General features: G+C 60.4%; 11 protein-coding genes. 1 reads left to right on the forward strand and 10 read right to left on the reverse strand.

Going from position 1 to position 12,301, the window contains the following annotated elements; all coding sequences use genetic code 11:
* The first annotated feature begins 196 nt into the window (after nucleotides 1-196).
* Nucleotides 197-1,453, forward strand: a complete 1,257-nt coding sequence (locus DQ405_RS08330; RefSeq protein ID WP_168423765.1) for an OprD family porin — start codon at nucleotides 197-199, stop codon at nucleotides 1,451-1,453.
* A gap of 67 nt (nucleotides 1,454-1,520) precedes the next feature.
* On the opposite strand, the gene pcaD is transcribed toward DQ405_RS08330, so the two are convergent.
* The 10 genes from pcaD to catC all read right to left on the reverse strand — a co-directional run bounded on the left by pcaD (nucleotide 1,521) and on the right by catC (nucleotide 12,298).
* The gene (pcaD, locus tag DQ405_RS08335) at nucleotides 1,521-2,309 is read right to left on the reverse strand and encodes a 3-oxoadipate enol-lactonase (RefSeq protein ID WP_168423766.1); all 789 of its coding nucleotides are present in this window, start codon (nucleotides 2,307-2,309) and stop codon (nucleotides 1,521-1,523) included.
* Between the two features lie 121 nt (nucleotides 2,310-2,430).
* A complete protein-coding gene (gene pcaF, locus DQ405_RS08340; RefSeq protein WP_168423767.1) occupies nucleotides 2,431-3,636 on the reverse strand; it encodes a 3-oxoadipyl-CoA thiolase in 1,206 nt (401 codons plus the stop codon).
* Nucleotides 3,633-4,427, reverse strand: a complete 795-nt coding sequence (locus DQ405_RS08345) for a CoA-transferase subunit beta (RefSeq protein ID WP_168423768.1) — start codon at nucleotides 4,425-4,427, stop codon at nucleotides 3,633-3,635. The genes pcaF and DQ405_RS08345 overlap by 4 nt, the downstream gene beginning before the upstream one ends.
* Complete coding sequence (locus tag DQ405_RS08350; protein WP_168423769.1) at nucleotides 4,427-5,284, reverse strand: CoA transferase subunit A; 858 nt, start codon at nucleotides 5,282-5,284, stop codon at nucleotides 4,427-4,429. Before DQ405_RS08350 ends, DQ405_RS08345 begins: the two co-directional genes overlap by 1 nt.
* Before the next feature lie 200 nt (nucleotides 5,285-5,484).
* Nucleotides 5,485-6,327 carry an IclR family transcriptional regulator domain-containing protein gene (locus tag DQ405_RS08355; RefSeq protein WP_168423770.1) on the reverse strand — a complete coding sequence of 281 codons (843 nt, stop codon included), beginning with the start codon at nucleotides 6,325-6,327 and terminating at the stop codon, nucleotides 5,485-5,487.
* 210 nt (nucleotides 6,328-6,537) lie between these two features.
* Nucleotides 6,538-7,974, reverse strand: coding sequence for an amidohydrolase (locus tag DQ405_RS08360; RefSeq protein ID WP_342030403.1), 1,437 nt, complete (start codon nucleotides 7,972-7,974; stop codon nucleotides 6,538-6,540).
* Nucleotides 7,975-7,988: 14 nt separating this feature from the next.
* Nucleotides 7,989-9,260 carry an OprD family porin gene (locus DQ405_RS08365; RefSeq protein WP_168423771.1) on the reverse strand — a complete coding sequence of 424 codons (1,272 nt, stop codon included), beginning with the start codon at nucleotides 9,258-9,260 and terminating at the stop codon, nucleotides 7,989-7,991.
* Nucleotides 9,261-9,374: 114 nt separating this feature from the next.
* The gene (locus tag DQ405_RS08370; RefSeq protein ID WP_168423772.1) at nucleotides 9,375-10,601 is read right to left on the reverse strand and encodes a benzoate/H(+) symporter BenE family transporter; all 1,227 of its coding nucleotides are present in this window, start codon (nucleotides 10,599-10,601) and stop codon (nucleotides 9,375-9,377) included.
* Between the two features lie 393 nt (nucleotides 10,602-10,994).
* Nucleotides 10,995-11,933 carry a catechol 1,2-dioxygenase gene (catA, locus tag DQ405_RS08375; protein ID WP_168423773.1) on the reverse strand — a complete coding sequence of 313 codons (939 nt, stop codon included), beginning with the start codon at nucleotides 11,931-11,933 and terminating at the stop codon, nucleotides 10,995-10,997.
* A gap of 74 nt (nucleotides 11,934-12,007) precedes the next feature.
* On the reverse strand, nucleotides 12,008-12,298 hold the full coding sequence (gene catC / locus DQ405_RS08380) for a muconolactone Delta-isomerase (protein WP_168423774.1): 291 nt from the start codon (nucleotides 12,296-12,298) through the stop codon (nucleotides 12,008-12,010).
* Nucleotides 12,299-12,301 lie beyond the last annotated feature (3 nt).

The following is a 12,301-nucleotide window of genomic DNA, read 5'->3' on the forward strand; positions in this document are numbered from 1 at the left end:
TTTTTCCACCTCGCTTGCCGATGCTGGCACGGCATTCGCTCTGCCCCATTCACTTGGGCACGCACGCCCTTCGGCGCCCTGCTGATACAACAAAGCTGAAAGGACGGACAGGCATGGCGCTGGCTCCGATCGTCCCATGAACTTCTGGCACTGATTCATCCGCAACGCTGCATCCATAACAACAAGAGGAAACACCATGCGACATGACCGCAAAATCATCTGCCATCTGCTGTGTTCAGGCGCCGCTCTGACCATTGCCGGACCGTCCAGCGCGGCCTTCCTTGAAGACAGCAAGGCGAGCATCGAACTGCGCAACTTCTATATGAACCGTGATTTCCGCCAGAGCGGTGCATCCCAGTCCAAGGCCGATGAATGGGCTCAGGGCTTCATTATGAAGATCGAATCGGGCTACACCGACGGGCCGATCGGCTTTGGCGTCGATGCCCTCGGCCTGCTGGGCGTCAAGCTTGATTCCAGCCCAGACCGCTCTGGCACCGGCATCCTGCAAAAGAATTCATCCAACCAACCATCGGACGACTACGGCACCGCAGGCCTGACGGCCAAAGCCAAGCTTTCCAGCACCACGTTGCACGTCGGCACCCTACAACCGATCATCCCGGTGGTGATGCGTAACGACAGCCGCCTGTTGCCCAACGTCTACCGCGGCGCCTGGCTGCAGAGCAAAGAAGTCGACGGGCTTACGCTCGATCTCGGCATGCTCGACCGCACCAGTTATCGCGACTCGTCCGATTACGAGGAGATGACGGTATTCAATGGCGGCGCACGGAATATCCAGCTGGGCAACACCAAGACCAGCGACGAGTTCCTGTTTGCCGGCGGCAAGTACCAGTTCAGCCCGGAGTTGACCGGCAGCTACTACTACGGCGGGCTGGACGGCATCTACGATCAGCACAACATGCAGCTGGTCCACGTCATGCCGATCGGCGATAACCAGAGTTTCAAGACCGACCTGCGCTACGTGCGCTCCACCGATGATGGCGGCAGCAACGTCGACAACAATGCCTTCGGCGCGCTGTTTACCTACAAAATCGGCGGGCACGGCTTCACCGGCGGTTATCAAAAAATGAGCGGCGACACCGGCTTCGCCTACGTCAGTGGCGGCGACAACATGCTGATCAACTTGTTGCAGATCAACGACTTCGGCAACGAAGATGAGAAGTCATGGCAAGTTCGCTACGACTATGATTTTGCCGCCATGGGCGTGCCGGGTCTGAGCTTGATGACCCGTTATGTGTCCGGTGACAACGTCAACCTGGCCGTGGGAGGCGAAGGCGAAGAGTGGGAGCGCGACACTGACATCGCCTACGTGGTCCAGAATGGCCTGCTGAAGAACTTCGGCATGAAGGTGCGCAATGCCACGGTGCGCAGCAACTTTGGCGCCGACCTGAACGAAACCCGCCTCATCCTCAGCTACACCCTGCCGCTCTGGTAAGAGTAGAGCGCAACATGCACGATCCACTCGTTGGATTTACCGGGCCCGTGCGGCCCGGTTTTTTTGATCAACCGCGAAGAAACGTCAGCACGCGCTGGGTGAAATCATTGCCAGCTTCAACGTTCGACAGATGCGCAGCTTCGAACTCCACCAGTTCGCCGCCAGCGACGCGCTCCTGGATGAAACGGCCATGCTCAGGCGTGGTCACCGGGTCCTTGGCACCGCACACGATCAGCGTCGGCACCTTGATCGCGCCCAGCTGCTCACGGTAATCGGCATCACGCACCGCTGCGCAATTGGCGGCATAGCCGGCCGGCGAGGTGCTGGCAATCATCTGGGTGAGGCGGCTGGTCTGGGTGGGATCGTTCCCGGCGAAGACCGGGGTGAACCAGCGTGAAATCGACGCATCGCGCATGTCGCGCATGGCCTGCTCGCCGCCCTTGAGCACCGTATCGATGCGCTCGTTCCAGACTTCGTCGGTGCCGATCTTCGCGCCTGTATTGCAGATCACCAGGCGCGTTAGACGTTCGCCGGCATTGATGCCGAGCCACTGGCCAATCAGGCCGCCCATGGACAGGCCGCAGAACGCAAAGCGGTCGATACCCAGCGCGTCAACCAGATCCAGCACATCGCGGCCAAGTTGCTCAATGGTGTATGGCCCTGGCGTGACGGACGAGCTGCCGTGGCCGCGCGTGTCGTAGCGCAGTATCCGGAAGTGTTCGCTGAACGCAGGCACCTGCGCGTCCCACATTTCGTGCGTAGTCCCGAGCGAGTTGGACAGCACCAAGACCGGTGCATCGACCGGGCCATCGAAACGGTAGTTAAGTTCGCCATCGGCGAGTTGGACGCTGGGCATGGGAAATCTCTCTTGGAAGCTGATCTAAAGGTAGCCGCAAACGAGCAAAAAACGACGGGCTTGCGGCGTGTCGCAACACGAGTTAACGGTGGGCTGAAGCCCGCCATGGCCGCGCAAAGCGTCAGACCCTCTCAACAACCAGTGCCAACCCCTGCCCCACGCCGACACACATGGTCGCCAGGCCGAGCTTGCCACCCGATTTTTCCAGCGCATGCACGGTGGTCAAGACCAGGCGCGCGCCGCTCATGCCCAGCGGATGACCGAGGGCGATGGCACCACCTTGAGGGTTGACCTTCGGGCTGTCGTCTTCCAGGCCCAGATCGCGAGTTACCGCCAATGCTTGCGCGGCGAAGGCTTCGTTGAGCTCGATCACATCGAAGTCGCTCACCGCCACATTCAACCGCTCGCATAGCTTGCGCACCGCCGGCACCGGGCCGTAACCCATGACACGCGGCGCGACGCCCGCGCTGGCCATGCCGAGAACCTTGGCGCGGGGCTTGAGGCCGTATTTCTGCACCGCCTCGGCGCTGGCGAGAATCAGCGCAGCGGCACCGTCATTGACACCCGAGGCGTTGCCCGCGGTGACCGTCTTGTCTGGGCCGTTGACCGGCTTGAGTTTGGCCAGCGCTTCGGCAGTAGTCTCAGGGCGGGGATGCTCATCGGTGTCGACGATGGTCTCGCCCTTACGCCCCTTGATCACCACCGGCACGATTTCTTCGGCGAAGAACCCTGCGGCCTGCGCCTTGCCGGTGCGCTGCTGGCTGCGCAGGGCAAAGGCATCCTGGTCCTCGCGGCTGATCTTGTGCTCTTCGGCCACGTTATCGGCAGTCTGCGGCATGGCGTCGACGCCATACATTTCCTTCATCTTCGGATTGATGAAGCGCCAGCCGATAGTAGTGTCTTCGATCTTCTGCGTGCGGCCGAAGGCCGTATCGGCTTTGCCCATTACGTAGGGCGCACGGGTCATGGACTCGACGCCGCCCGCGATCGCCAGCTCCATCTCACCGCAGGCGATAGCGCGGAAGGCGCTGCCCACTGCGTCCATGCCCGAAGCGCAAAGGCGATTAAGGGTGATGCCCGGCACGGTTTCCGGTAGCCCGGCCAGCAGCGCGGCCATGCGCGCCACGTTACGGTTGTCTTCGCCGGCCTGGTTGGCGCTGCCCATGAACACTTCTTCGATGGCCGCCGGATCGAGCGTCGGATTGCGCTCCAGCAGGGCCTTGATCGGGGTTGCCGCCAGGTCGTCGGCTCGCACCGCGGCCAGGGCACCGCCAAAGCGGCCGATGGGCGTACGTACGGCGTCGCAGATAAAGACTTCGCGTGTCACTCGTCACCTCCAGATTGTCCATGGGCGGCGGCCGTGCGGGCTTCCAGGGCGCGCAGAGCCTCCAGTTCGTTCTCGGTCGGCGCTGCAGTCTCGCCCAACTCATCGGCGAAACGAATCGCCCAGCCGGTGTTCTCGATCACCTGCTCGCGGGTCACACCCGGATGCAGCGAGGTCACCACGAACTCGTTGGACCCGGCTTCGGGTTCCATGATGCACAGGTCAGTGATAATTCCGACCGGCCCGTTGCCTGGCAACCCGAGTTGCTTGCGATGTTCCCCGCCCTCGCCAAAGCCGACCGAGGTAACGAACGCCAGCTTGTCGACGAAGGTGCGGTGCGATTGCTTGAGGATGATCAGCACCTGCTTGGCCGACCCCGCAATTTCGGGCGCGCCGCCCGCCCCTGGCAAGCGGACTTTCGGTTGGTGATAGTCACCGATCACCGTGGTGTTGATATTGCCGTACTTGTCCACCTGCGCGGCACCGAGGAAACCGACATCGATACGGCCGCCCTGCAGCCAATAGCGGAAGATCTCGCCAGTCGGCACGACGGTATCGGCGGTCTCGGCCAGCTCGCCATCGCCAATGGACAGCGGCAGCACCGACGGCTTCGCGCCAATTGGGCCGGATTCATAAATCAACACGACTTCCGGTGCGTGGGTCAGGCGTGCAAGGTTGGCCGCTTTGGACGGCAGGCCGATCCCAACGAAGCAGACGCTGCCATTGCCAAGGCGGCGGGAGGCTGCAACGGTCATCATTTCATTCGTGCTGTAGTTACTGGCGTGAGCGCTCATCACTTGGCCTCCTGCTGCGCGGCCAGTTTGGCCTGGAACGCGGTGAAATCCGCGGTATCGCGAATGTACTCATTGATCCAAGCAGTGAAGCTGTCACGATCGCGCGCGATCGGATCCCACTGCTGATAGAAGCGGTTGTCGCGCTCGTAATAACCATGAGCGTAGGACGGATGCGCGCCACCGGGCACCAGGCAGACGGCGCTCAGCGCCCAGGTTGGCAGTACGCAGGCGTTCATCGGTGCGTTCAGGTCGTCGACGATTTCCTCGACAGTGACAATGCAGCGTTTGGCGGCCAGTGCGGCCTCCTTCTGCACACCTAGAATCCCGGCAATCAATACGTTGCCTTTGCGGTCGGCTTTCTGCGCGTGGATTACCGTCACATCGGGGCGCACGCTCGGTACGGCAGCCAGCATTTCGCCAGTGAACGGGCATTCGATGAACTTGATCATCGGATTGACCTTCGGCAAATCGGAACCGAGGTAGGCACGCAGCACCGCGAAGGGTAGACCGGACGCGCCGGCGACATAGGCGTTGGCCAGGTCGGCATGGCTGTGCTCTTCGATTTCCAGCGGCTGCGGCCATTGTTTCTCGACCGCATCGCGCAGGCGATGCAGAGAGCCGACGCCAGGATTGCCGCCCCAAGAAAACACCAGCTTCTTCGCGCAGCCGGCACCGATCAGCAGGTCGTAGACCAGGTCGGGGGTCATCCGAACCAGTGTCAGGTCTTTCTTGTCCTGGCGGATGATTTCGTGAGCGGCAGCGGTGGGAATCAGATGGGTGAAGCCTTCAAGGGCGACGGTGTCGCCGTTGCTGACGAAGCGATCGATTGCCTCGTTTAGGGGTAGGAGCTCGGCCATGGGTCATGTCTCGTGTTGGTGTCCGGGTGCGCGAACGACTCTGCGCTTGAGGCAAACACTAAACATCGAGCCGCGACAGAACAATCCGATAATCGAATCACTGTGCGATTAACGAACACAACCTCAAATACCCGAGGACTGCGCTGCCCCACGTCTCCCTTGGTTCATCTCGCCTGAAAGCTGCCGCTCTGAGCCGCCAGTCAATGGAACAGGCGAGTGCTCAGCTCCTTGCTTGCCTCCAGCAACACCGGCAAAAAGCGCGTTTCCAGCTCCTGCTTGGTCACCCGACTGGCATGGGTGCCGACGTTAAGCGCAGCCAACACCTGGCCGGCGGAATCTTTCAGCGGCACGGCCAGCGATCGCAGCCCAACCTCGAGTTCCTGATCGATGATCACCCATCCCTGCTGGCGAATTTCAGCGATCGAAGCACGGATAGCCTCGGGGGTATGCAGGGTACGGCTGGTCTTGATCTGCAGGTCCGCGTGGCCCAGATAATCGTCCAATGCTGCGTCGTCCAGCGCCGCCAGGAGAATTCGCCCCATGGAAGTGCAATACGCCGGCAACCGGCTGCCTACGCTCAGATCGACCGAAATCAACCGCTGCGGGGTAGCCGAGCGGGCCACGTAGAGCACCTCATCACCTTCCAGCGTGGCCATGGAGCAGGCTTCGTGTAGCTGGTCGCTGAGTCGATCGAGAATCGGCTGCGCGGTGACCGCGAGCGGGGTCGATGATAGATAGGCGTGTCCGAGGGTCAGCACCTTGGGCAGCAGCGAATAGGTGCGACCATCGGTGGTGGCGTAGCCAAGTTTGATCAGCGTGTGCAGGCAGCGCCGCACGGCCGCTCGCGGGATTTCCGTGCGGTGGCTGATCTGCGCGATGGTCAGATGGCGCTTGCGCTCCTGGAATGCATGGATCACCGCCAGCCCGCGTGCCAGTGAAGTCATGAAGTTCGGATCGCCCGTCAGCGCCTCGATCCGTTTGGCTGGCGAGGCGATGATCGCTGGCGCCATCGGGGCAGTGCGGGAATGGGACTCGTCGTTCATAGCGGGCAGCCTTGCTGGAATGCGTTGTGCGATTATCGTACTACCGACCGATAATCGCAAAGCCCTCCTCTCTGACCCCTTGCGCTCGCTGGCAAGCTTGCGACACATCACTGCGCTTGCCAGAAACAATCCCTGGCGAAGCATGGAAGCCATGACGGCGAGCCGTGTGGATTAAAGCCTGAAAATAATCCACGTCTAATCCGACCGGCCTCAACTAGCCTCGGCGAATGCCAGGACGAACTCGACATGCGCTCTGACGCCTGTAGCCAACGCACCATCATCCACCATAAACCTCGAGTTATGGTTCATGGCCACCTCGCTAGCATCCGCTTCTTGCGGGGATACGCCTAAGAAAACAAATAGGCTGGGCACCTTCTGCGCATAGAAGGCGAAATCCTCACTTGGAGAAAGATTTGCGGGCAGCTCTTCGAGTCTTCCATCGGCAGCTTCCCTCAGCCCCGGGATGACCTCTTCAGTAAGGGCTTCGTCATTCATGGTGACCGGCATCAGAGTGGCAATCTGAACATTGGCTTTAACGAAGTTAGCCTCAGCTGTGTTCTTCACGATCGCAGGAAGTTTTTCAAGCAGCACCGAGCGTACTTCCGGATGGTTGCTGCGTATGGTTCCGCCCATTTGCAATAACTCCGGTATTACGTTATCTGCCGTTCCGGCGTGTATGCTGCCGACGCTGACGACACCAGCGCCTTTTGAGAGATCCGTATGCCGGCTAACCAGCGTTTGCATTGCGTTGACCACCTGCGATCCAGCGACAATGCTATCGGTCCCTGCCCACGGCATCGAACCATGCGTCTGGTCACCCTGCAACGTGATGCGGAAACTATCTGAACTGTTAAGCGTGGCCCCTTTTTTATAAAACAGGTGCCCGCTGTTCATTCCTGCCATGACGTGAAGCCCAAACATCGCCTCGACTTTCGGGTTGTCGAGAACGCCCTCCTCGATCATCCGCCGCGCCCCGTACAGCTCATCTGGCTGGGCAAAAACATCTATATCTGCCGCACCCTCTTCTGCCGGCTGAAACACAAACACGACGGTACCCGGAATCTTTTCGCTGTTGGCCGCCATGATTTTCGCCGCTCCCAATAACATAGCGACATGCGCATCATGGCCACATGCATGCATGACATCGACTTCCTCGCCGTGAAATATGCCTTTGGCTTGGCTTGCATATGGCAACCCTGTTTCTTCCTTGACCGGCAATGCGTCCATATCCGCGCGCAGCGCCACCACCGGACCATCCATTCCGCCCTTTAAAACCCCAACCACACCGGTCTTACCAATGCCGCTATGTACTTGCAGACCAAAGTCTTCCAGCTGCTGAGCGATCATTTGGGAGGTACGGAACTCCATATTCCCGAGTTCCGGGTGTTGATGGATATCATGACGCCAAGCAACTACTTGCGCGTTGACATCCTTTGCTGCCTGTTCAACCCAGCCTTGAGCAGCCGCCGTCCCTGTTACAGAAGTAATAAACAGAACTGCAGCAACTGATTTTACGAATCCAATATGCATATACCTAACCCAGGAAATGATTGGCAGATTAATTAACGAAAACAGCATCGGCAGAAAATGATCGCTATATAAATCCTGCCAAATACTCGCCAGTAAAAGACGTCTTCCAGCGCGCACGTTTGGTCGCTGCGCTACAGCAAATGCCAGGTGTAATTGAAAATCAGCCGATTCTCATCGATATCACTGCGGTAATTGGATCGAGCCGTGACGTTACGTACCCGCACCCCGAGGTTTTTCAGCACACCGCGCTGGAAGGTGTAGCCGAGGTCCAGATCACGCTCCCATTCCTTGCCCTCGAAGCCGCGGCCGGTGTCGACGTTATCGCCGCGGATATAGCGCACCGTGGATACCAGGCCCGGAATGCCGACGACGGAGAAGTCGAAATCATGCCGCACCTGCCAGGAGCGCTCATCCGCGCCGGCGAATTCGTAGGTGGGGACCTCATTGCCCAATGGACTGACGTTGTTGAACACTCGCGGGAAGGCGTCATCGCCGAACATTGCCTGATAACCGACGGAGACAGTGTGGCCGCCGCGCTTGGCAGAAAGCGCCGTGAATAGCGCACGGTTGTCGATATCGCCGAGCAGCCGCTCGCCATCTTCCTGCGAGTCGTAGTAGCCGAGGTTGGCGCCAAACACCCAGTCGCCCACCGGCTCACTGTGCTTGAGGCTGTAAAAGCGCTGGTTGTAGATGTCTTCGAGCTGCGCGTACCAGAGGCCCGCTGATGTGCGCTTGTCGTTAAAGGCGTAGTCGACACCAGCATAGTTGAAGCGATCGGTTGCCGCGTCGCCGCCCAGTTGCGGCACATGGCCTAGCTTCGCCCGCATCGCACCATCGCCCGCCTCGTTCAGCACGCTGCCGGAATGGAACTGGCCGGCCTGCAGGATTAGCCCGTCGAGTTCTTGCGAGATGATGCTGGCGCCCTGGTAGGTCGGCGGCAGCAGACGGATGTCGCTGAACGTCAGCACCGGCAGGTTCGGCGTCAGCTCGCCGATCTTAAGCTCGGTCTTCGACGCCCGCGCCTTGAGCGCCGCACCGATGCGTCCGAAGTTATCCGCGGCCTTGCCATCGCTGCCCGTGGGCAGCAGACCGGTATTGACGCGGCTACCGCCGCTGTCGAGCTTGAACCCAAGCTGACCAAGCACGTCGACACCGAAACCGACCGTACCGGGCGTGTAACCGGATTTCACGTTGAGAATAAAGCCTTGGGCCCACTCCTCCGACTTTGATTGCTGATTTGCGCCGACGATATCGGAGAAATCCCGGCTGAAATAATAGTTGCGCGCTTGCAGCGTCGCCGTGGTGCCGTCGACGAAGCCCGCTTCGGCGGCGAAGGCCGATGGGACGTAAAGAGCGGCGCCGATGGCCAACGCGATAATGGAGCGTTCTGGTTTGTTCTTCATGGTTTTTGAACTCGTTGTTGTTGTTTTTCAGGTGCACGCCGCCGCCCCGCCGGCACAGGCCGACAGGAACGACAAAGGTTCGGGGTTGCGAAAATGAACCGCTGCGGCGCGGAATCAGCCGGCGGGTTGCTCCTCTTCCAGGGATGCGGGCGGACTGGCCGGCAAGGGAGCCGGCGCTCGTTTCAGCGTCAACAGCAGGTGCGCGGCGATACCGAAGATCAATCCCCAGAAGGCTGCGGACAAACCGAGGAACGACATCCCCGAAGCGGTGACGAGAAAGGTGATCAGCGCCGCTTCACGGTCTTCCGGCACCGACATGGCCGCGCTCAGTGCACCGCCAATGGCGGCCAGCAGTGCCAGGCCAGCCAACGCCGCGATCAGCGCGGCGGGAAACGCCGTAAAAATGGAAACCAACGTGGTGCCAAACGCGCCCAGCAGCAGGTAGAACACCCCACCGGAAACACCGGCGACATAGCGTTTGCTGGGGTCCTCGTGGGATTCCTTACCGGTGCAGATCGCCGCGGTGATGGCCGCCAGGTTCAGGCCGTGACAACCGAAGGGTGCGAGCAACAAGGTACCCAGCGCGCTGCTGCTGATCAGCGGGCTCGCCGGGGTCTGGTAACCGTCGTTGCGCAGCACGGCCATGCCAGGCACGAACTGCCCGGTCAGGGCCACCATCACCAGCGGAAAGGCCACGCCGAGGATGACCTGCCAGCTGAACTCTGGCGTTATCCACACCGGTACGGCCAGGCCGATCACCAGTGCCTCACTGCGCAACTCGCCACTGCCGACGGCGATCGCAACGCCGACTACCAACACCGCCATCACGGCGTAGCGCGGCATGATCCGTTTGAACAGCAGGTAGGTGCCGAACATCGCCAGCACCAGCCAAGGTTGCTCCTTCACCGAAACGAACAAGCCAGTGCCGAAGCGGAACAGGATGCCGGCCAGCATCCCGGCGGAAATTGCCGCGGGCAGCTTGTGGATGATTTTGTCGAACGCGCCGGATAGTCCCACCAGCAGGATAATTAGGCTCGATACGAGGTAGGCGCCGACCGCCTGGTTCATGCTGATGTCGGGCAACATGGTCACCAGCAATGCCGATCCCGGCGCGGACCAGGCGATGATGATCGGTACCTTGTAGCGAAGGCTAAGGACGATACCGAGTACGCCGCTGCCGATGGAAATGGTCCAGACCCAAGACGAGAGTACGTCGTGTGGCAACCCGCCCGCTTTCGCCGCCTGAAAGATGATCACCAACGGGCCGGCGTAAGAGATGACCGTCGCAATGAAACCGGCAACCACGGCGGAGAGGGAGAAGTCTCTGAGTAGCGTATTCATGGAGCCTCGCAAGTCAGGCCTGGCTATCCGCGACGGTATCCGGATCGCTCTTGTTGTAGATCACGCATTTGAAACCGTGAACGTAGGGTGGATGACGCTTCATCCATCCACCGTTGTACTCAGTAAAAGCTGGTGGAAGAACAGAGCGCCATTCCACCCTACGGCCGGTTAGGCATTTGGGGTCGCGTCGATCTGCAGCGCAGACCGATGCATCCAACAGCTCATCGGACGCATCCTTGCGTCGGGTGGGGTGACGCTTCAACCATCCACCGTCGAACTCCGCAAAAGCCGGTGGATGAAAAGAGCGCCATCCACCCTACGGCCGGTTAGGCATCTGGAGTCGCATCGATCTGCAGCGCAGATCGATGCGATCAGGTTACCGGCCTGTTCGGATCACGCCTGCTGCAGCGCGCGAGGACGGCTGCTGCGCTGCTCCGCTTCCGGTGCCGGCGCCTGCTGCAGCTGGAAGTCGAACACCACCTCAGCAAAGCGGCCGTCTACGCCACGCGCACGCGCCGCTTCCGGATCGTCGTTGAAATGGATGTCGCCGACCAGCCCGTCGCGGGTCGCGTAGGCGAAGTCGTCCCACAGGTACTTGTCGCCCGACAGGTTGATCTGCGTGGTCAGGTGGCGATGACCCGGCGCGGAGATGAAGAAATGGATGTGCGCTGGACGCTGACCATGGCGACCGAGCAGGTCGAGCACCTCCTGGGTCGGGCCATCCGGCGAGCAGCCATAACCGGACGGCACGATGCTGCGCGCGCGATAGTGGCCTTCGGCGTCAGTAACGATGCGACGGCGCAGGTTGTAGTCGGACTGGCTCTTGTCGAAGTAGGAGTAGTTGCCCTGGGTATTGGCGTGCCACAGATCAACGACAGCGCCGGCCAGCGGTTTGCCATCGGGTCCGGTGACCTTGCCCTGAAGGAACATTACCGTGGCAGCCCCATCTTCGCTGCCGTCATCCATACGGACTTCTCCTTCAGCGATCGGCGCACCGGCGACGTACAGCGGGCCTTCGATGGTACGCGGGGTGCCACCGGTCAGGCCGATCTGAGCGTCCTTGGCATCTTCGAGCAGGTCGAGGAAATGTTCGAGGCCAAGCCCGGCCACCAGCAGTCCCGCTTCATTGCGCCCACCGAGGCGGTTGACGTAGTCGACGGCTTTCCAGAATTCGTCCTGGGTGATTTCCAGGTCTTCGATGATCTTCACGCTGTCCAGCAGGATGCGATTAACGATGTTCTTCATACGGGAGCTGCCCGTGTCATTGTTGAAGCCACTGGCTTCCTTGAAGAACTGCTGGATTTCAGGGGAATGGGAGATTTTCACAGTCATGGCTCAGGCCTCATCTTGTAATTTTTGGTCACGCTGACAACGGACCGGTGCACCCGGTCGATTGAATAACAGGATCAGCTATCGTCTTCACGGATCGACGAGGGATGCCGGCAAAGGGCGTTGACCTCGATCTCCATGTAGGGATAAAGCGGCAGCTGCATCAGGGTGTCGTGCAGCTCCTGCACGCTGGCCACATCGAACACGCTGTAGTTGGCGTACTGGCCGGCGATGCGCCACAGGTGGCGCCACTTGCCTTCGCGCATCAGGCCCTGGGCCAGTTCCTTCTCGTCGGCCTTGAGCTTGGCGGCCTTGGCGGCGTCCATGTCCACCGGCAGTTTTACGATCATCTTTACGTGGAACAGCATCTT

This window comes from Pseudomonas sp. SST3 (genome assembly GCF_003325755.1).

What these genes read in the sequence shown, in the direction of transcription:
- DQ405_RS08350 (WP_168423769.1), bottom strand. Translation starts at nt 5,284, where the DNA reads ATGGCCGAGCTCCTACCCCTAAACGAGGCAATCGATCGCTTCGTCAGC.
- DQ405_RS08365 (WP_168423771.1), bottom strand. Translation starts at nt 9,260, where the DNA reads ATGAAGAACAAACCAGAACGCTCCATTATCGCGTTGGCCATCGGCGCC.
- catA (WP_168423773.1), bottom strand. Translation starts at nt 11,933, where the DNA reads ATGACTGTGAAAATCTCCCATTCCCCTGAAATCCAGCAGTTCTTCAAG.
- DQ405_RS08370 (WP_168423772.1), bottom strand. Translation starts at nt 10,601, where the DNA reads ATGAATACGCTACTCAGAGACTTCTCCCTCTCCGCCGTGGTTGCCGGT.
- DQ405_RS08330 (WP_168423765.1), top strand. Translation starts at nt 197, where the DNA reads ATGCGACATGACCGCAAAATCATCTGCCATCTGCTGTGTTCAGGCGCC.
- DQ405_RS08345 (WP_168423768.1), bottom strand. Translation starts at nt 4,427, where the DNA reads ATGAGCGCTCACGCCAGTAACTACAGCACGAATGAAATGATGACCGTT.
- catC (WP_168423774.1), bottom strand. Translation starts at nt 12,298, where the DNA reads ATGCTGTTCCACGTAAAGATGATCGTAAAACTGCCGGTGGACATGGAC.
- pcaD (WP_168423766.1), bottom strand. Translation starts at nt 2,309, where the DNA reads ATGCCCAGCGTCCAACTCGCCGATGGCGAACTTAACTACCGTTTCGAT.
- DQ405_RS08355 (WP_168423770.1), bottom strand. Translation starts at nt 6,327, where the DNA reads ATGAACGACGAGTCCCATTCCCGCACTGCCCCGATGGCGCCAGCGATC.